16 protein-coding genes are annotated in these 21,309 nt (G+C 34.2%); 10 read left to right on the top strand and 6 right to left on the bottom strand.

The features are described from left to right. The first annotated feature begins 76 nt into the window (after positions 1-76). The 4 genes from MY04_RS11940 to MY04_RS11925 all read left to right on the top strand — a co-directional run bounded on the left by MY04_RS11940 (position 77) and on the right by MY04_RS11925 (position 3,029). Positions 77-910, top strand: a complete 834-nt coding sequence (locus MY04_RS11940) for a hypothetical protein (protein ID WP_066209981.1) — start codon at positions 77-79, stop codon at positions 908-910. Between the two features lie 107 nt (positions 911-1,017). Then, entirely contained in the window at positions 1,018-1,671 is a 654-nt protein-coding gene (gene tenA / locus MY04_RS11935) for a thiaminase II (protein ID WP_066209980.1), read from the top strand. Continuing rightward, positions 1,659-2,474 (top strand): bifunctional hydroxymethylpyrimidine kinase/phosphomethylpyrimidine kinase, encoded by an 816-nt coding sequence (gene thiD / locus MY04_RS11930; RefSeq protein ID WP_066209979.1) that lies wholly within the window; start codon positions 1,659-1,661, stop codon positions 2,472-2,474. Before tenA ends, thiD begins: the two co-directional genes overlap by 13 nt. Before the next feature lie 54 nt (positions 2,475-2,528). Next, entirely contained in the window at positions 2,529-3,029 is a 501-nt protein-coding gene (locus tag MY04_RS11925) for a lysozyme inhibitor LprI family protein (RefSeq protein WP_066209976.1), read from the top strand. A gap of 128 nt (positions 3,030-3,157) precedes the next feature. Here the strand turns inward: MY04_RS11925 and MY04_RS11920 are convergent, their stop codons facing one another. Next, positions 3,158-4,411 (bottom strand): bile acid:sodium symporter family protein, encoded by a 1,254-nt coding sequence (locus MY04_RS11920; protein WP_236941070.1) that lies wholly within the window; start codon positions 4,409-4,411, stop codon positions 3,158-3,160. Between the two features lie 301 nt (positions 4,412-4,712). Between MY04_RS11920 and MY04_RS11915 the strand changes: the two genes are divergently transcribed. Then, positions 4,713-5,558, top strand: a complete 846-nt coding sequence (locus MY04_RS11915) for an Rpn family recombination-promoting nuclease/putative transposase (RefSeq protein WP_236941069.1) — start codon at positions 4,713-4,715, stop codon at positions 5,556-5,558. A gap of 54 nt (positions 5,559-5,612) precedes the next feature. On the opposite strand, the gene eno is transcribed toward MY04_RS11915, so the two are convergent. From eno to MY04_RS11890, 5 genes are all read right to left on the bottom strand, one after another. After that, positions 5,613-6,908: a phosphopyruvate hydratase gene (gene eno / locus MY04_RS11910; RefSeq protein WP_066209972.1), complete on the bottom strand. Its 1,296-nt coding sequence runs from the start codon at positions 6,906-6,908 to the stop codon at positions 5,613-5,615. After that, complete coding sequence (locus MY04_RS11905; RefSeq protein ID WP_066209970.1) at positions 6,898-7,899, bottom strand: phosphotransferase family protein; 1,002 nt, start codon at positions 7,897-7,899, stop codon at positions 6,898-6,900. The genes eno and MY04_RS11905 overlap by 11 nt, the downstream gene beginning before the upstream one ends. Positions 7,900-7,902: 3 nt before the next feature. Continuing rightward, positions 7,903-9,375 carry an aldehyde dehydrogenase family protein gene (locus MY04_RS11900; protein ID WP_066209967.1) on the bottom strand — a complete coding sequence of 491 codons (1,473 nt, stop codon included), beginning with the start codon at positions 9,373-9,375 and terminating at the stop codon, positions 7,903-7,905. A 406-nt stretch (positions 9,376-9,781) separates the two neighbouring features. Then, the gene (locus tag MY04_RS11895; RefSeq protein ID WP_066209965.1) at positions 9,782-11,011 is read right to left on the bottom strand and encodes a hypothetical protein; all 1,230 of its coding nucleotides are present in this window, start codon (positions 11,009-11,011) and stop codon (positions 9,782-9,784) included. Positions 11,012-11,151: 140 nt separating this feature from the next. Next, complete coding sequence (locus MY04_RS11890) at positions 11,152-11,715, bottom strand: YceI family protein (RefSeq protein ID WP_066209964.1); 564 nt, start codon at positions 11,713-11,715, stop codon at positions 11,152-11,154. 801 nt (positions 11,716-12,516) lie between these two features. On the opposite strand from MY04_RS11890, the gene MY04_RS11885 reads away from it, so the two are divergent. The 5 genes from MY04_RS11885 to xrtN all read left to right on the top strand — a co-directional run bounded on the left by MY04_RS11885 (position 12,517) and on the right by xrtN (position 21,301). Further along, positions 12,517-14,682 carry an FG-GAP repeat domain-containing protein gene (locus MY04_RS11885; protein ID WP_158297674.1) on the top strand — a complete coding sequence of 722 codons (2,166 nt, stop codon included), beginning with the start codon at positions 12,517-12,519 and terminating at the stop codon, positions 14,680-14,682. A gap of 265 nt (positions 14,683-14,947) precedes the next feature. Beyond that, on the top strand, positions 14,948-16,192 hold the full coding sequence (locus MY04_RS11880) for a M16 family metallopeptidase (RefSeq protein ID WP_066209960.1): 1,245 nt from the start codon (positions 14,948-14,950) through the stop codon (positions 16,190-16,192). A gap of 43 nt (positions 16,193-16,235) precedes the next feature. After that, positions 16,236-17,297, top strand: a complete 1,062-nt coding sequence (mltG, locus tag MY04_RS11875; protein WP_066209958.1) for an endolytic transglycosylase MltG — start codon at positions 16,236-16,238, stop codon at positions 17,295-17,297. A gap of 39 nt (positions 17,298-17,336) precedes the next feature. Beyond that, positions 17,337-19,955 (top strand): XrtN system VIT domain-containing protein, encoded by a 2,619-nt coding sequence (locus MY04_RS11870; protein ID WP_066209955.1) that lies wholly within the window; start codon positions 17,337-17,339, stop codon positions 19,953-19,955. Next, on the top strand, positions 19,946-21,301 hold the full coding sequence (xrtN, locus tag MY04_RS11865; protein ID WP_158297672.1) for an exosortase N: 1,356 nt from the start codon (positions 19,946-19,948) through the stop codon (positions 21,299-21,301). Before MY04_RS11870 ends, xrtN begins: the two co-directional genes overlap by 10 nt. The last annotated feature ends 8 nt before the right edge of the window (positions 21,302-21,309 follow it).

Below are 21,309 nucleotides of genomic sequence, written 5' to 3'. Positions count from 1 at the left end.
CTTTTATCTGATTTAAAGATCAAATGTTTATTTTTAGGAATCAATTAAAGAATTGAACAACATACAAAACTTAAAAATGAGCAAACTGAAGAAAGTAAAAGCAGACTTACAATCCTTAAAAACCGATGCACAAATAGTGAATTATTGGGAACATAATCATTCGAGAGTTTTAGAAAGAATAAATAATTCAGAGAGTGATTGGGAAGTGGCTACTGATGTGATATATCAGTTTGCAAAATCATTAAATGATAGGGAGCAATACTCTGCAGTTTATTATTTGTATAAGGTTGGTTATTTAAAAGTTGAAAAGCATTTGATTCAGAGTAATGAATTAAACGAATTAAAGTATGAATTAGGAAAGGGACTTCATCATAATAGAAAATATAAACATTCGAATCGTTTGTTCAATGAGCTAGGAGATGTTGGTTTTGATATAAGTAGACTAGAAGGTTGGTGGGATCAGTCTGCGTTTGGAAGTTCCAGAGAAAAGTATTGGTACAAAGCTGAACTTTTACCTGGATTAATAACTTTATTGATTACCCTAATTTATATTTATTTGGTGAGTAAAACAGAAGAATTTATTATTTCAACGATCTCTTTTGTATTACTTATGGAGCTGTTCGAAACGTGGCGTTACAAATACAAAATTTCTATTTATCTGAAAGAATACGAACATCAAAATGAGGTAAAAGAAATTGAAAGGAAGATAAAAAAGAAGTTACTTCTTGAATTGTTGTTGTCATTAATTTTTTACCCTATTTATTTAATCAATCAAGATTGGCTCATCCCAGTTGTTATTGCTTTAGGGGCATATTTTCAGATCTTCAATTATTGGCTGAATGATCATTATTTACCTCAATTAATTGGAGATATAAATCGGAGAAAGCATCTATCAAAAGAAAATCAATGATTTTTGAATCACAAAAACTAAATTACATCCGAATTAGTTATCAGAAAGTGTGCTATCAAATAGTCGGTAGGCACAGCTAAACATTGTTATTACTAAATAAACTTCATATGTCTAATTGGTACGAAGAAATCAGTAGCAAAACGGATTCTATCTTAGAAGAAATCAAGAATCATTCATTTATAAAAGAATTAATGGCAGGGACACTTCCAAAAGAAGTATTCTATTTTTATATCAATCAGGACACTATTTATTTATCTGAGTACAAAAAGATTTTGGCTCAAGTAGGTATAAAGTGTGATGACGAAAACGAAACTCAGTTCTTTTTAGAATCTGCAACAGGAATTATTAATGTAGAAGATGCTTTGCATCAGAATTTTTTAAAAGATCAAGAAACGACGAAAGAGGCTTCCGTTACTTGTGAGTTATACATTAGTTATTTGTCGCGTATAGTGCATACCAAATCGGTAGAAGAAGGGTTGGCAGCAGTGCTTCCTTGTTTTACTATTTACAAAGATGTGGGAGATTATATATTGGCCAATCAGAGTAATAAGGGAGATAATCCGTATCAGGATTGGATCAATACCTATGGTGGTGAAGCGTTTGCAAATTCAGTAAAAAAGGCCATTGATATTACGAATAAGTATGCAAGTAATGCATCACAAGAAAGATTAGAGAAAATGAATGAAGCTTTTGAAAAGGCATCGAAGTTAGAGTGGATGTTTTGGGATAGCGCCTATAATAAAGAAGCATGGAAAATATAAAAACACCTTATCAGACGGTATTAACCATAGCAGGAAGTGATTCTGGCGGATGTGCAGGAATTCAAGCGGACATTAAAAGTATATCCGCTTGCGGTGCCTATGCCGCAAGTGTGATTACGGCAACAACTGCTCAAAATACACAAGGCGTAACCGATATTCATGCAATTCCTGTGGATCATCTCGAAAAACAATTGGAAGCGGTATTTAGTGATATTGAGTTTGATGCCATAAAAATCGGAATGCTCCATTCTTGTGAAGTGATCAATACGATTGCATCAAAATTATCTATATACAAGGCTAAAAACATAGTACTTGATCCGGTGATGGTCGCTACCTCAGGTGATAAATTGATTACCGAAGAAGCCATAGATTGCCTGAAGCAATTTTTGCCAAAAGCCACAGTGATCACTCCAAATAGAAAAGAGGCAGAAATATTAGTAGGTCATGCCATTGATAAAGACAATTGTGAGGCAACAGCTAGAGAAATTGGCACTCAGTTTAAAACTTCGGTAGTTTTAAAAGGAGGTCATTTAGATCCAACGACCAACGATATGTTAGACATATTGTATGAGTATAAAACCGACCAACTTTTCGTTATCAAAAATCCTCGAATAGATACGAACAATACTCACGGAACAGGTTGTAGTTTATCGTCGAGTATCGCTACTTTTTTAGGAAAGGGAGATCAACTAGAAGAAGCGGTAAGGAAAGCTTGTCAATATGTTAATCAGTCGATTGCCAAAGGAAAAGATAAAGCCTTAGGAAGAGGGAATGGGCCGATTAATCATTTTGGATTGAAATAAAAAACGAATAATTTGCCTTTGGGATGTGGTGTCTCAAGGGCAAATTTATAAACTATGACTAAACTTTTTAAACAACTCATCTTTCTATTCTTCATCACAATCTCTTGTACGCAAATTGAAGAAACAAATGAAGACAGTAATTCAAGTAGCAAGAGTATTGAATCAAAAAATCAATTTCAAAAAATTAATGAAAGAATTGATTGTTACAATGGATCACAATTAGAAATGAATATTTGTTCCCTCAAAGAGTTCGAATATTATGATAGTTTAATGAATAAGGTATACAATGAGTTGATGGTGAAATTAGATCATCAATCAGACATAGTTTCTCATTATGAAAATAAAATTGAGTACAATGAACTTAAAAGTTATAAGCTATCGATAATTGAATCTCAGAAAAACTGGATGCTTCAGAGGGAGTTAAATGCTCTGATATTGTCTAAAAAATATTCAGGAGGTACTATTGAAGTGTTAGAAATGAATAAACAAAGAATAATTGATACCCAAGAGAGGATTCAACTTTTAGAAAAATTGTTTACTTATGAAATAGAGTGAATATTAAACAGGATTTGTATACTTATATAATGTAACATTTTAAAAACGAGCGTTAATTTTGCTACCTGCTACCTGCTACCTGCTACCTGCTACCTGCTACCTGCTACCTACTACCTACTACCTACTACCTACTCCCTATCCTTCCACCAAGAAGCCAACGTCGAACCCGTAATATTCATAATCGACCCAAATACCGCTGGAGCCAAACCAAGCGTTGCCAATTTTCCCATTTGATGTGCTAGACCAGAAGCCAATCCACCGTTTTGCATACCGACTTCGAAAGCGATAGTACGACAATCTTTTTCGTTTAAACGGAGAAGTTTACACATTGAGTAACCAAGCACATATCCAAGAGTGTTGTGTAGGAAACATGCGAGAATTAAGAAGAAACCGACATTCATTAGATGTTCCCTTCCTGCAGCGATGATAACGACAATAATGACAGCTATTCCGATCAAAGAAACATTGGTAAGGGCATTATTGATAATGTCCTTTCTTTCTCCCCAAATTCTAACAAAAACAAGAGCAAGTAGGATGGGAGCAATCACAAAAATGAGGGTATCTAAAAGTGTACCGTATAGAAAATCGTGAAGCTGATGATCAGAATGGAAAGTATTGAGGAAAACCTTCAATAAGACAATTCCGATATAGGCGATTAATTGATACATCTTTGATTTAAAATCTTTATGATCAAAAGCGATGAGGTTGAAGATAAGTCCGGCACAGATAGGCAAAATAACCATATTGAAAATATCAGCCATCATATCGACGAAATCGATCACAACCATTTCTGAAGCGAAAATTTTCATCATCAGAGGAGTCATGATAGGAGATAATAATGTAGCAAATGCCGTTAAAGTGACTGATAAAGCAAGATTTGCTTTAGAAATGAAGGCCATCACATTAGATGCTAATCCACTTGGTGATGCCCCAATAAGAATAATTCCTGCTGCTACTTCAGGTGGAAATTGAAATAGATAAGCTAAAGAGAACCCAACGATGGGCATTATTGTAAACTGACAAACCACTCCAATGATCACACCTTTAGGCATTTTCAAAACACCAGAAAAGTCTTTCAAACTCATCTGAGACCCCATTCCAAACATGATAATTTGAATTAAAGGAACGATTAATCTTTTTGTATTGAACTCGCCAATATTAGTAAAATACTGAGGATATGCCAACGCGGCAATCACTCCACTTAATATCCAAAGTGAAAATGAAAAGCCTCCAAAACGTTTAGATTGCTTAGTGCCTATGGCCATTATTGCGATGCCAACTATTAATAATAGTGCTGCTTGATCTATAAATTCGGTAAATGAGTATAACAGAATTGCTCCTGCTATAGATAAAATTGAAGTTGCAGTAAAGTATTTATTCATTTCAAAAAGTGTTGTTGAAGTAGTAGTGTAAATATAATTAAGTTTTTGGTATTTTGGTTGACCAATTTTGATTTTAGGTGATGTTTTTGTTTTTTTTAATTATACCACTCTCTTTGGATTCATCGGAAAAGTTGTTGATTTTCTAATTCTAAAAAAGTATATGACTGATTTATTAAATAAGAGAAATGTAGTCATAAAAGATTATGCAGAATCGGGGAAGTGGAGAGAAATTATATCTTGTAAGTAATTCGAAATAAAAGATTTAATTTAGTATTTTTGCAGAAAAATAAATAACAGGAATTTGATACGATTTGACTGGGCTATAAAAAGGCTTTTAAGAAATAAGGCAGACTTTTCTGTACTTGAAGGCTTTTTGTCTGAACTTTTAAAAGAAGACGTTCAAATTCAAGATGTTTTAGAAAGTGAGAGTAATCAACAATTCGCTACTGATAAATATAACCGAGTAGACATTTTAGTGAAGAACTCAAAAGAAGAGTTAGTCATTATTGAAATTCAAAACCAGAATGAATATGACTATTTTCATAGAATGTCTTACGGTACATCAAAGGCAATTTCGGAATATATTTCGGTTGGTGAACCTTATCAAAATATTAAGAAAGTTTATTCAATAAATATTGTTTACTTTGATCTTGGTCAAGGTAATGATTATGTATATCATGGGAAAACCGATTTTATTGGTATACACAATTCTGATAAACTGATGTTATCTGCTAAACAAACTGAAATGTTGGGAGGAAAACTAGAACCTTCTCAAATATTCCCTGAATATTTTGTGATAAAAGTAAATCAGTTTGATAATGTAGCAAAAGATACATTAGATCAATGGATTTATTATTTAAAAAATAATGAAATTAAGGACGATTTTACTGCAAAAGGTCTTTCTCAAGCAAGGGAACTTTGGCGAGTAGATATTTTACCTGAGGAAGAACAAAAGAGTTATTCCCAACATTTAAAAGATCTAAGAAACGAAGCAAGTCGCATATTAACTTTGAAGGTAGATGCAGAAGATAGAGCAAAAAAGGAAAAAGTTCTAGATATAGCTAAAGGTTTGAAGAGTAAAAATATACCAATTGAAATAATCATTGAAACAACTGGATTGACAAAAGCAGAGATTGAGGCTTTATAAAAAAAGGTCCGAGCACAAAAAGTACCCGAACCTCTTACCTTTTACTTCTTACTTTTAAACCGTTTCTTTAGCAAAAATTCTATCATAAATCTTACCACCAATAAACTCAGCTTTATCACCAAGTTTACGCTGGATTCTAAGATTCTCGTTCCATTTTACCATGCGTTCACTTCTTGCAAAAGAACCCACTTTTAGCTGACCGGCATTGGTGGCAACAGCAAGATGAGATATGAATGCATCTTCCGTTTCACCAGATCGAGCCGAAACTACCGGAAGCCAACCTGCATTTTGCGTCAGTTCAATCGCTTTAAGCGTCTCGGAAACCGAACCAATTTGATTCAACTTGATAAGTACCGAATTGGCCAAACCTTTGTCGATTCCTTCTTTTATACGTTTGATGTTTGTTGTGAATAAATCGTCACCAATAATCTGTACACGATCTCCGAATTCATCGGTGAATTTTTTCCAATAATCGAACTCGGTATCCGCGAAAGGATCTTCAATAGATACAATCGGATACTTTTCACACCAAAGCTTTATCATAACGTAGAATTCGTCAGGAGTGAGTTTTCTATCTTCTAATTGTAAGTGATAGTTTTCTCCATCGAACAAATCACTTGCGGCTATATCTAGTGATATGGCAACGTCTCTTCCTGCCTCGTAACCTGCTCTTTTGATGGCTTCCATAAACACCTCAAATGGTTCTTCATTATCGATGTAATCTGGCCACCAGCCACCTTCATCAGCAATACCTACACATTTCCCTTTTTCCTTCATCACCTCACCAGCAGCGTGATAGATATTGTGCGTCATTTCAAGGGTTTCTTCGTATGTTTTTGCACCAACAGCAATGACCAAGAAATCCTGAATATCAGTTGCCCAATCGGCGTGTGCCCCACCTCCTAAAATTTGAATTTCGTTAAGTGGAATCAGATAGCCTTTTCCACTACCTAAATACTCAAAAAGAGGAATGTTTTTCGCTTTAGCAGCTGCATAAGCCACAGCCATTGATGTACCTAAAATGGCATTGGCTCCTAATCTCGATTTGTTTGGAGTGCCATCTAATGCAATCATTTTCTGATCGATTGCTTCTTGTTCGAAGACCGACTGACCGATAATAGCATTGGCGATTTCTCCTCGAACATTTTCAATGGCTTTATAAACTGATTTACCTCTGAATTTTGAATTTTCACCATCTCTCAACTCCCAAGCTTCGAACTGTCCAGTTGATGCCCCCGAAGGCACCAATCCACGCCCAGTTGTTCCATCTTCTAAAGTGACTTCTACTTCTAGAGTTGGATACCCTCTAGAGTCGTATATCTGATAGGCATCTATGTGTTTAATATTCATATTTTAGTTGCGTTGTTTTGTTCCAAAGTGATATAAACTCGTCTAATTTTTTGATCTCCTTAGGAAGAGTTTCATAAACAAATGATCGTATTATTTCCTGTTGATCTGTATTTAGATATTCAACAGGCGATTTTCCATCCACTCTTGCTAACATCAATAATAAAAGAAGATGAATGGTTTGTTGTTCCAAGTGATCCACAGGAAATGAAGTGGCTTTTTCCTTATAGGCAGTAAAAAACTGTGTCGCCAAATGCATGAATTGATGTGATTTTTCAGGCATCAAGAGTCCTTTGAGCGTAAAGTGATTGATCAAGAAAGCAAGATCGAATACGGGGTCTCCAAACCAAGCGACTTCACAATCTAAAACCACTAATCGATGGGGTGAAATCATGATGTTCTTAGGACTGAAATCGCCATGAACAAGACACTTCTGAGTTTTACTTAAACGTAATGCTTCCTCATTAAAGTAATGAGCAATTTTAGGATGTTTTTTAGCAGTACTTAATAAATAAGGATCGAGTCTAAGCTCAAAGAAATTCTGAGTTGTATCAAACTGTTTTGCCAACGCTTCATTATCAAATGAGGTGTTGTGAATAATACCTAGAATATGACCTGCTTCTCTTGCATAGGCATCATTACATGTTCCGGCGAGCAGTTCTTTTTTCCAGTTTTCAAAATCACCTTCAATCATTTCCATACAGAAAAAGTGATGTTTTTTATCTTGGTAAATGATTTTTGGGACAGCATCAGGTAGTAGGCTGCCGACGTATTTTAGGTACTCCTGTTCCGTAACGTTTCTACCAATATCAGCAAACCAATCTTCTTTGACTTTTAGTTTCTTCAGCGCTCGCTTGACAACTAAACGATGCTGACCATCATCAACTAGAAGAATTTCGCAAGAGACCCCACCATTAAGTGGGGTGATCTCGACTGCATTGGTATTTATTATTCCTTGGGTTCGGAGATACTTTATTAATTCATTTTGATCCATAACTTATGCGATAGGTTCTGCAATAGTTAATCCTCTAGTATAGTCGAATAACGTTTCGATGCTGTTTACACCTCCACCGTTTCCACTTCCGTTTACTCCACCGTAAGGTAAACCATAAGCAAAGACGTTGTGAGCATTCACCCAACTGTTGCCCGATACCATTTCTAGAGCCACTCTTTGTGCCTTTTCGGGTGATTTTGTCCAAACGCTATTGGCTAAACCATAGTCCAAACTGTTTACTTGACGGATGGCATCTTCTTCCGTTTTGAAAGTAGTGATGTAAGCTACAGGTCCGAAGATTTCTTCTTTATAACAGATATTGTCTTCTTTGCCCATCAATAATGTTGGTGGAACATAATATCCCTCGCTTTCCATCAATTGATCGCTTCCGAGGATAAGTTTAGCTCCTTCTTTTATACCCTTCTGAATGTAATCGATGATACTGTCTTGTTGCTTTTTACTTACCACAGGTCCCATTTCACTTTCTTCCATCATCCCTGCTTTAATGACTGTTTTTTGAAGCTGTGCCTTCACTTTTTCCACAAATTCATCAGCAACATCTTCTTGTACAATCCAGCGTGTTGCCGTACAGCAAACCTGACCCGTATTTAGAGTAATTGCACCTGCTAGACCTTCAGCAGCATGATCAATATCTGCATCATTAAATACGATTGCACCACCTTTACCGCCAAGTTCTAACTTCGCAGGTTTTAGGTTCATTCCGCAATTCTGACCAATATGTTTACCAACTGAAGATGACCCAGTAAAGGATACACATTTCACTTTCGGATGGGTAGTAATGGTCTCTCCAACTACAGATCCTCTACCCGGAACAATGTTGATAACACCTTCTGGAATACCTGCTTCTTGTGCTAATATACCAAGGTATAGCGTACTCAAAGGTGTAATTTCAGCAGGTTTAATAACTACTGTATTGCCTGCAGCCAATGCTGGCCCGATTCCCCACATACAAAGTGTTAGTGGGAAGTTCCAAGGGAAGATAAACCCTACAACACCATAAGGAATACGTACTTGTTTGCCATTGATACCTTCGATTTCTAAGTTCTTTTCAAAATCTTTTTCAAGAATTAGATTAGAGAAATATCGTATACATTCGATTCCGAAAGGAACATCAAATCCTCTGGCATTATTGATGGCTTTCCCTACATCAAGCGCTTCGAGTTGTGCCAGTTCCTCAGCATCGCGTTCACATAAATCAGCAAAACGATTTAGAATTTTAGCACGCTGTTTTGGAGAGTAGTTTTTCCATTGAAGAAATGCAGCATCTGCTGCATCGATGGCATCTTCGACATCGGCAACACTACCTTGGGCAACTTTAGTGAGTACCTCCTTGTTTGCAGGATTTTCTATAGCTGATGCTTGATCAAATTCGCTTTTTTTCCATTGTCCATTGATAAATGATGGAATCGGATCTTGAGATAAAAAAGCCTTTACTTTATTCGTTAATTGGTTCATAAGTGAGTTAGGTTAAGTAATAATTCGTGTTTGATTTCTTGATACAAAATTAGGCTAGAGGAGTCGGGGAGGTTAAATGCTTTATTATCTGATTTGTGTACTATATTTCCAAATCTAGGGGAGAAGTAAGGGGGAAGAGGTGAAGAAGTAAGAAGTAAAAAGTAAGAGGTAGGGACGATGAGTTTAAATTAGGAGTTAGGAGTTAGGAGTTAGGAGTTGGCTAAGTTAACGCTCGTATTTTGAACTAAGGAACTAAGAGGGCATGTTAATTTAACGAAATAGAGGTGGTGCAACCCCTCGTTACATGGACTATTAGTAAGGAGTTAGCCTAAAACAAAAAAGGTGACCTCAAATTAAATTGAGATCACCTCTTCTTTATATATATAGCTTTTTAGAAAGCGTTGGATTAGAAGTAAAGGTTAAGACCTACTAATAAACCGTTTACGTTACCATTTTCGATACCAACGAAGTCGTTAGTCATGTCTTGGTTGAAATAAGAAGCTTTCATCAAGATACCTTTAGTCATTTCGTAACCAGCGCCGATTTCGATTTTTTGACCTTCGTATTTCTCACCGTTTTCTACTTCTAATTTAGAACCAACTGAGTTGAAACGACCAGCTAAGTAAACTTTAGATGAGATGTCGTAAGTTAAGTCAAAAGTGAATTGAGTAACATCACCTTCGATCCAAGTTCTGTTAAGGCTGTGCTCACCAGTTAAGTATTGGAAAGAAGCTCTAGCTTGTAAAGCTTTCCAGTTGAAAGTACCGTCAATTGAGAAGTTGTTCTCATTTCTTTGTTGAAGACCCATATCACCACCGAAGTCACCTTGGTTGAAGATTTGAGCTAATTCAGAACCTGCTCTGTTGTTTTTGAACTGTTGAGAAGAAGTACCATCTTCTAAAGCTGTAACATAACCAGCTTGAAGAGCTAATTTAGTGTCTTCGTTAAAGTTGATTACTTTGTTACCAACTAATGATAATCTTGGAAGTCTACCTTTGTCTTGTCCTTGAGGAACTACTGAGTTACCAAACTTAGAAGCGAAGTCATGAAGACCGAACATTAAGAATGATTCTTTGTCGTTAGCGAAGAAGTAAGCCTCACCGAATAACGCAGTACCGAAGTCATCAATCAAAGTGTTTGAGATGAACGGGTTGTTTTTCGCGTTTGCGTTGGTAGTTCTGTAGTATTGGTTTGTAGAGAACATTGAGTTACCAATACCAGCTTTAATCATCAAGTGGTTGTTTAAGAAATCAGTTGCACCTGAACCAAGACCTAAAACATCAAATTTTTGAACTTCTAAGTAACCAAAACCGAAGTATGTATCAGTGTGGTGGTGAGAAGCTAACCATACAGAAGTATGTAAGTTAACACCATCAGCGATTCTTACTCTCATGTCTAAGTCACCAGCAGGAAGACGGAACCAATCTGTAACTTGTGCTTCTTGGATATTAGGAGTTGTTTCATCACCGAAGTTTTGGTAAACGCCAGTTTGGTTAAGACCTTGGTAGATTAGGTTTAAACCACCACCGATTTGAACTCTTTTTGTAGTATCCGCTTCAGTAACTTTAACCGGTGCTTGAGCGAAAGCAGACATTGCGAACAATGCAGCTACGATAGATAATAAAACTTTTTTCATTGTTTGTTGCTATTTTAAAATAGGTTGTATTTTGTTGGGAGTACTTTTATCAAGAGGATAATTTCAGATAAAAACTCCAAAGAAAAATTTATGAATAGAAATTTTGCTGTTGCAAAAGTTTATGCGAAATATGGGGAGGATTAACCACCAAATACTGCAGAATAAACGATAGTTACTTCGTCGCCTGTAGTAATTGTACCAAACATTGCTGTTGGAGGTTCTACAGAATATTCTGTCATGTTAAATGTAGTTTTTCCTTCGAAAGTCACTTTAGAACCATTCACTGCAGAGTTTGCAGTTAATGTTACTTCTTTAGTAGCACCTGCAATTGTCAAGTTACCTTTAGCAGTAACTACACCGTTAGCATCTACAGTAGCAGAAGTGGATTTAAAAGTGATATTAGGATTTTTATCTTCTTTTAATGCTTTGAAGATATTTTTGTTCATTGCACTTTTTCCAGACTCAATACTTTTTACTACAAAAGTAAGATCTAATTGATCGATGGATGTAACTTTATTACCATCAGTGGCTAATTGAGCAGATCCAGAAACTTGTTTTACATCTGAATGCCAATCGTGTAAAGAAGATGTACCTTCGATTGTAACTTTACTATCGTTTGATAGTTTTTTTTGGTCTTGAGCATTTACGAATAACGAAATGAACAAAACGAAGTTTAGCGTAATTATAGTGGATAACCCTTTCATGGATAATTGATACGTTTAGGTTTATAAGTTTATCTTAAAACAGATTTAAATATCTTTTTGTGTTTTGTTTGTGATTCAAAGATTGACACTAAAAATTGAAATCAAATACTTTTATTGTAAACAAAATCTAACAAACGCAACGCCGTTTCTTAATCATCTAAAGAAGGTTGTGATGATCAATATATTTTAGTGATACAAGTCATTAAATCGCCTATTTGAGTATGAAATCAATTTTTTGTTTAACATTCTTAATTGAAAAAACCTTCATTTGTGAATGATTATTCATTTAAAGATTAAAAGGTATTTTTATGTTTTTTGATTATTTATAAAATATTGATATAAAATTAATTATATGGTAAATTTTCGTTGATTGATTATGAAATTTACAAAGATGATGAATGTTACTTAATTAATTGTTAATTGAAAAATAGATTGTTTTGTCTTTTAATTTAAAAAACTGATATATGTCATGAATTAACAATTAAACGATAGCTGTTTTTGAATTTATGGACCTAAAAAACTTTTAGCATTAACATTATATTCAAAATCTAATCAAAAAGTTTTATCAAATTCTTCTAGAGAAAAATTCTCTATGAAAAGATAATTTGCACATACATATCTGTTTTTGTCTATCTAAAATCATGTTATAGGCATTAAGATTATCACTTTTTATTGTCCTTGTCAATTTATTGTCTAGTAGCGTTTTTTTTAATTTCCCTCCTGATACATCTTCTTGCAGTAGAAATGGAATGACATATTATGACTAGACGAAGTATCTTACATATAATTTTTTTATGTCTGGTGTTTTTTGGGTGTATAACTTCAACAAATCAGATATTAAACCAATCGATTCGAGTAGGGCTTACAACAGAAGAGGTAAAAGTAGAAGTTTTATCATCTCCTGTAAAAACCCTAATGCTTGATGTTCATTGCTTAGGGAATTATACTAACCTTACCATTAAATCAGATACTATTGTTTTAGTAGATAATCTCGATATACCTCATCAGGGGAATCATCTATTTAATGTGTTAGTTGACTTTAAAACAACAGGTGCTAAAACTTTAAAGTTCTATAATCAAGGAAGTGAGATTCTAATGAATCAAATTGCTTTACGTGAAAGCGATGCTCAAATACCTTCTTTTGATGATGTTTCAGAATCCTCAGGGTTTAAAACAGAAACAACTTGGAAATATGGTGGCCCATCAATAGGAGACGTCAATAACAACGGGTATTATGATTTTGTATTGAATAATCATGATAAAGTCCCTGCAAAACTATTTTGGAATAATGGAGATGGTACCGTAACACAACACACAGAAGAATTAAGAAGATGGGATATTCATGGATCAGCGTTAGGTGACTATGATAATGATGGTGATTTGGATATTCTTATTTCTCAAGGAGGCGGTAACGGAACCAACCCTCAACCACCTCATTTATTGAGGAACGATGGAGATCATTTTACTGTAGTTACTAAAGAAGCAGGGATAACATTAGGATCTAGAGGACGATCTGTTCGTTGGATTGATTTGGATAAGGATGGCGATTTAGATTTGATATTTATCAATGCTGAAGGACTAAATACTTCTGATGGATTAAGACATATCCTTTATAAAAATAATGGCGACGGTACTTTTACTCATATAAGAAGTGAGGGAATAGAAAGTGCAGATGCCGAAAGAATTTTAGTGACAGATCTAAACAATGACAATATTGAAGATTTAGTTCTTTTTGAACCCCTTTCGATATGGATTGGTAAAGGTGATTTTACATTTACAGATCAAAGTGAAAAATGGCTTCCCCAACATGTTCAAGGTTTAGATTTCGTGACAGGTGCTACTGATATAGATCTCGATAATGATGGTTTATTAGACCTCTATTTAGCTCGAGGAAAAACCTATTATCAAACCGCTAACAAGTCTTATGATTTTAACCCGCTTACCAACAGGTTGGATATTAGAGATGAAGGTAATAAAGCAATAACTGCCCTCGAATTTGAAGCAGAAGGTGACATTACAATCTCTGGTATTTTCCTTTGGTACCGTCTTTATGATGACGGTTTCCCCATTCACTTAGGCAAACAATTGCATACGATTCCTTCTCTTGATGAGAATGACAAGTTAACAATCGACCAAAAAATGGCAGAAGGATGGCCGGATGATCGTTCTGCCAATGGTTGGTACTTTGGTTATGTAGGGAATGGAAAATGGAAAATGGAATGGGTGAGAAATAAGAACATTTATTGGGATGTCAGAATTTCTGTAGATGGTGTTTCTAATGTTACTTCTACTTGGGATCCACAAAACAGAAATGTTCAGGATATTTTGCTTGAAAATCAAGGCGGTAAATTTATGGATGTTACCCAAAAGTACAATTTACCAAAAGGTGGAAGTCACCAAGGAGTCACGGTAGGTGATTTCAATAACAATGGTTATCAAGATTTATTTGTTTACCGATTCGGATTTTTAAAATCTAGAGTAACCGATTGGTTATTACTGAATAATGGAAAAGGAAGTTTTGATGTCACCACATCTCATAAAGCAGTGGACATAAACGACAAAGGTCACGGTGATATGGGCCAAGCATTTGATTATAATTTAGACGGCAAAGTAGATTTATTGAGTGGTAGTGATAATTATGGTAAATGGTATTTGTATAAAAACACTACTGCAAATAGCAATAACTATTTACAAGTACGCGTAGGGTACAGTCCAAAAGACAACGTAGACCCAATGTCAGCAGTAGTCGAAATTTATACTGCTACTACAAAATATAAAAGAAGAGTAGCTTCAGCAGGAGAAATACATTCTCAAAGTTTGTTGAATACAGTTCATTTTGGTTTAAGAAATGAAATTCCTACGAAAGTAATTGTTCGATGGAGAAACGGAGAAGTAGAAGAACTAAACCATAAATCGGCCAACGAAGTAATTGTAGTAGGAAGTAGAGGGACAACAAAAATCAATTAAGAAAAAGAAAATTTACTAGAGGAAGCTAAAGTTTCCTAGGTTGTTGTGTGTTTATAGTATTTCAAGGCATCATACTCGTGATGTTTACCATACCTATAAGTAGAGATATTTATACGGTATGGTATTTTTATATAAATAAATATTGTTCACTAAAAAACAGGACTTTATTCATAATTCTTCAAACAGATTGATTAATTTTGCGAGCTAATTAAATTTTGGTGAATTCGTTTATTGTAGCGTGTTCATTTGGAGGGGATTACAACTCATGGATAAAAGATTTCAGATACATCGTTTAGAGAACGGTATAAGAATAATACATAGACAGGTAAAAAGTACTAAACTAGCACATTGCGGGGTAGTGTTAAATGTCGGAAGTAGAGACGAAACTTTGGAGCAACAAGGTATCGCACACTTTTGGGAACATATGGCATTTAAAGGTACTAATAAAAGAAAAGCCTATCATATATTAAATAGTATTGACGCCGTTGGAGGTGAGTTGAATGCCTATACTTCAAAGGAAAAAATCAATTTCTATGCTTCTACTTTGGTAGAACACTTCGAGAAATCAGTAGATATATTATCAGACTTAACGTTCAATTCGAGTTTCCCTGTAAAGGAAATTGATAAAGAACGTTCTGTTATTCTGGAAGAAATGTCTCTTTACAGAGATGATCCAACTGATGCGATTGGTGATGAATTTGATGAAATGATTTTCCCAAATCATCCGCTAGGAAGAAATATATTAGGAACTATAGACAGTGTCAACAGTTTCCAACAACAAGATTTCTTTGATTTTATCAATCAGAATGTGGATACGCATGAAGTAGTTTTTGCATCTGTTTCTAATCTTGATTTTGAAAAAGTAGTGGCATTAGGTGAAAAGTATTTTTCACACATTCCTGAACGCAGAGTAGAAAGAAGCAGAATTCCTTTCACAGGTTATACACCAATTCATGTCGAAAGAAAAAAGCCTATTACTCAATGTCATGTTATGATGGGATCGGATGCTTACGAGTTGCATCACCAAAAACGCATGTCATTCTTCTTATTGACCAACCTACTAGGTGGTCCAGCCATGAACTCTAGATTGAACCTAGGTATTAGAGAAAAATACGGTTATGTCTATGATATTACTGCAGGATCTTCAGCCTTTTTAGATAGCGGTCAGTTTAGTATTTATTTTGCTACAGAAGAAAAAAGCTTGAACAAGTGTATAAAACTTGTGGATAGAGAATTGGCAAAATTAAGAGATAAGAAGTTAGGTGTTCAGCAATTACGTGCAGCCAAACAACAAATTATGGGACAAATAGCCATGTCTGGAGAATCGAATCTTTCGATTATGTTAGGTATGGGGAAAGCCCTTTTGGATAAAGAAAAATTCGAAACCTTAGAAGAGGTTTTCCAACAAATTAGGGATATCACTTCGGAAGATTTACTTGAAGTTGCGAACGAAATGTTTGCAAAAGACCGTTTATCTACGTTGATTTACCGTCCTGAACATAAACTTTAACCTCAAGAACCGATTCAATAATTTTGAGGCAAATTTAAACACAATGGTAAAGAAGAACTTACGCGTTTTTTTATTTATTGGTATATCAGTTTTATCGATTAGCTTAATCGTTTACTTCTACCAAGTTTTTTATACTAAAAATATTCTTCCGGGGAAAAATGCACAGCCTGCTGTTATAAGAATCCCTCATGGAGCAACAATTCAAAATGTATCAGACACTTTACAAAAGTATGATATCATTTCTGAGTTGGTTCCTTTTAGATTTGTAAGTAAGGCGCTAAAATATAACGAGAATGTGAAGCCAGGTTTGTATGTTTTACAGCCAGGTATGACCAATATCGAAGCAGTTCGCTATTTAAGATCGGGAGCACAGTCACCTACAAAAATCACGTTCAATAATGCAAGAACATTAGAAGACGTAGCACAAAGAATAACACCTCGTTTAGAAATTACTCCAAACGAAGTTTTAGATGCCATTCATGATAAAGAGTTATTAAACTCCTTAGGATTGGATAGTATGACGGTAAAAGCCATCTTCATCCCTAATACCTACGAAGTATATTGGACCTTATCTGCAAAAGGTTTGGTGACAAGAATGAAAAAGGAGTACGATAACTTCTGGAACGATTCTAGAAAACAAAAAGCAGAGAAATTAGGCTTAACTCCTTACCAAGTAACTGTTTTAGCTTCTATTGTAGAATCGGAAACCATTAAGGTAGACGAGATGCCAAAAGTAGCTGGTTTGTATGTAAACCGTCTAAATAAAGGATGGGCATTACAATCAGATCCGACTGTAGTTTTTGGTTGCGTTGAAGAAGGAATAGTGGCAGAGTTTACTGATGTAAAAAGAGTGTTGAATAAGCACCTAGAAGTAGATTCACCTTACAATACTTATAAGTATTCAGGTTTACCTCCGGGACCAATTAGAATCCCATCTACACAAGCTTTAAATGCGGTATTGAATGCAGAAAAGCACAGATACATGTACATGGTAGCATCGGATGATTTCTCTGGATACCATCATTTTTCGAAGACATTAAGAGAGCATAATATTTATGCGGCTAAATATCAAAGAGCCTTAAACAAGGCGAGAGTGTACAAGTAAACACTATTTGATATATTAGGAGAAGAAAGGGAGCATTTGATGTTCCCTTTTTTTCGTACAAAAATTTTCATCATTAAAAATGTATTTAATAACTTACTGCTTCAACTAAACTATTGTATCAAATTTTATAACATGACTGCTCACGTAACTAAAAGCAAACTATTTAAGCTTGGGCTATTTTTCATAGTTCCATTGATGCTCATTTTATTGTATTTATCGGGTTTAAAGATGTACCAACGAGGTATACAAGATGACGAATCCATCTTTTCTTTTACTAATTATATTATTGCGGTAGTCTATTTTTTAATAATACTATTTCAGAATAAACCCTTCTTTAAGCCTTGGTTGATAAAAAGAGAATACATCATTTTAGTCTTGACAATGTTCTCGATTTCATGTTTCTCCATGAATAATGTTATTCCATTATTTTCTTCTTTTACATCATGGGTTTACGTCTATTTGTGCACTTTTTATATAGCATATGTAGGTATTTGTTATGTCGATTATTTATCTAAATATTTAAGATATCTATTATTTTATTTATTAGGATCTGGAGTAGTTCTCATTTCTTATTTCGCACTTTTTCTTTTACCAGATTTATTCATTGGAATAGTTGGTTTGATGTTTTTGGGATTGACTTTTCACATTTTTGTACCTCTGCTGATATGGATTGATGTATTTAAGAACTTATCTAAAACTGAAAAAAACAAAACTGAAATTCGGACCTTTATTTTAGGTATTATTACTCCACTTATATTCCTATTTATTTTTCTTTTTAGTTGGAGTGATACCCACAATGACTATTTGGACACTTATCAAAAAGTAGAAGAACAAAAAGAAAAAATATTACCTGATTGGGTGGTATTGAGCGAATATTTATCAGTGAGTGAGATGGGTAAAAAAGTATTGATAGGCAATTATAAATACGATAATGTCATCTTCGAATTTTTTAGCTTCAACAATAGAAATAGACTAAACTTCAAAAGAGAACACAACCCATTAGTGGCTATAGCAATGATGTTGTACCCAAGTGATGAAATAAATGGACAGGATAGAGTGCGTATACTAAAATCAATGTACGATAAACGTCATATTGCTCAACGAAAACTATGGTCTGACCAAGATTTAATTACACATAAAGTAAAAAATACTATCGAGGTTTACCCAGAATATCGACTTGCGTATACTGAAAAAGAAATCACCATAAAAAATCAAAATAAATATTCTTTTATTGAGCAAGAGGCAGCTTATTCATTTTATTTACCAGAAGGGAGTGTTGCCACATCATTATCTCTTTGGATAAATGGAAAAGAAGAAAAGTCTAGATTAACAACCAAATCGAAAGCTGATTCTGCTTATGTAGAAATTGTTGGTGTGGAGATGAGAGATCCTGCATTAATGCATTGGCAAGAAGGAAATGTACTTACAGTCACCGTATTCCCTTGTACTGCTGCTAAAGACAGAATTTTTAAAATAGGTGTAACCACACCTTTAAGAAAAGAAAAGGAAAAGTTACACTTAGAGAGTGTTTATTTTGATGGTCCTGCTTTTGTTGAAACAGACGAAGAAACAACAGTTAGATTTATTTCAGATAGACCAATTAAAAGTTTAGATATTCCATCATTCTTTGATGAAAGTGAAGGTCAGACATTTCATTATAAAGGAAGTATAAAACCCTATTTTGAGATAGGTTGCTTAGCTCCCAAGGTATCATCAAACACTTTTTCTTTTGATGGATTTGCCTATGAAATGTTGGAAGTGCAAAAAGAAGAATTTGCCTTTAATCCAGATCAAATTTATTTAGATATTAATAAAAGTTGGTCGAAAGAAGAATTTGATCATTTATTAAAGACGTTTAGAGATAAAGAGGTCTTTGTTTATCATCATCAATTTATTTCTCTTGATACTGAAAATAAAGACGAGCTATTCAAAGAGCTATCAAAACGTAATTTCTCACTGTTTCCTTTTTTCAAACTGATTGATAAGAATGCCTTGATTGTATCTAAATCAACAGCTATTTCTCCTAATTTTTCAGATTTAGAGGGAAGTGAGTTTAGAAGACTTTCAATACAGAATTATCAATTGATGAAAAAGAGTTTGAATGTAGTTCACCTGAATACTACTTTATCACCTTACCTAAAAACTTTACAAGAATATCAAGTGGTGAACCTTCAGAAAATGGACTTAAATCAGTTGGATGGATTAGTACGAAAAGAAAACTTTTTAAAGTATCCAATGGATGAAACAGTAACAAGCTTACCAAAATCAGAAATAGCCATTCTAAAAAGTAAAAGTGAGAAAAACATTAGCGATGCACCTGATCATCTAATGCGATTATTTACTTATGGACAAGTTATGCAAAAGTTGGGAAGGAGTCAGTTTAATAATGATAAAGTCAGTTTAGTAGAAGATTTGATGGTCGATATAGAAAAGGCATTTATCGTTACACCTGTATCTAGTTTAGTCGTTTTAGAAACCAAGGAAGACTATGATAGATTCGGTATAGAAGAAAATAAAAATAGTTTGAAAAACGCTGCAATTGATTCAAGTGGGGCAATTCCAGAACCAGAAGAATGGGCGTTAATTCTATTATTTATCAGTATCATTGGTTTTATATTTTATCAGAAAATCAAAAAAGTAAATATTCGATGGAGATAGTTATTTATGATGAAATCCAACGAGTAGTAAAGTCTTTAAAAAAGAAATCTGTCCAAAGAAGTATCTCAATATTAGTTCTTTGGATAGCCTTGTTCCTTTTTCGATTATCTGATTTGATTTTTATAGATTTTCAGTTCTTCCTTACTATACTTTCTTTGCCTTTTTTAGTAAGAAAAGTAGGTGGAAAAGGGAATCTTAGGTTTGGTTGGGTAGCAGCTATTTTGTTTAGTACATATTTCGTTATTCCTATTACATCTTTTGTTTACTTGGGAGGCCTTTGTGGGATTTTTTTCATAATAGAATACTATGGGTTTGAGCTAGATTTACTTCCTTTCTTTTTGCTACTGATCATTGCACCTTTTACCATTTATATTACCAATGCAGTCGGTTTCGAAATTCGATTATGGATTACTGAAATTGCAGCTAAAATGCTCCAATTTGTCGATGCTGATTACCGATTTTCTGGAAATGTTATTATTAAAAATAGAAATAAATTCTATGTAGAGGATGTTTGTTTAGGTCTTAATATGTTGTCATTGTCTCTGTTTATTGATGTTATTTTTATAGCATTTCAACAGCGATTTAAAAAAATGAATCTTTCACCTATTTGGGTGTTAATAACTTTTGGAATATCTACTTTTTGGATAATCATTAGTAACATTGTTCGTTTGGTTTTGATAACCATTTTTCAATCTCCTCAGGATGCGTTATCACATGACTTCATTGGAATTTTATGCTTTATCATGTATGTCGCTTTTCCAATGTGGTTTATTATTAAAAAGCTTCCATATAAAAATTCAATCAAGATTATATCAATCAAAAAGCAACATCCTTTACTATCAAAAATATTATTGATGTTGATATTTATTCTATTTGGAGGAAGCTTTTTATTCAAGGAACAAACTATGAATGTGAAGCTTCAGAAAAATGGAGTTTTATCACATAAATTAATCACAGAGGAAAGTCTCGGCGTCTTAAAATACTTCGATGGAGATTATTTGATTTACATAAAGCCACCTGTCCATTTTTATAAATCACAACATAGTCCAATGGTATGTTGGAGGGGGAGTGGATACACGCTACAAGAACAGGGTCAAATAGAAATAGATAATGTAAAGCTAAATTATTGTGAGTTAACTAAAGGGGATGATAAACTTTATGGTACCTGGTGGTTTGATTCTGGAGAAAATAAAACTGTTTCGCAATGGAAGTGGCGGTGGAATGATTTCATTGGTAATGAACATTATCATGTGATTAATGTGATTGCAGAATCAAAAGGTGAGGTAGAAAAAAAGACAACCGAACTTTTAAGAATCAATTTATTTGATGAAAATGAAAAGCAGTGAATTAGAAC

It is taken from the genome of Flammeovirga sp. MY04, from assembly GCF_001682195.2.
In the GTDB taxonomy this organism is placed as follows: domain Bacteria; phylum Bacteroidota; class Bacteroidia; order Cytophagales; family Flammeovirgaceae; genus Flammeovirga; species Flammeovirga yaeyamensis.
Note: the sequence above shows the minus strand (reverse complement) of the source record. Positions and strands in the feature narration are given on the sequence as shown.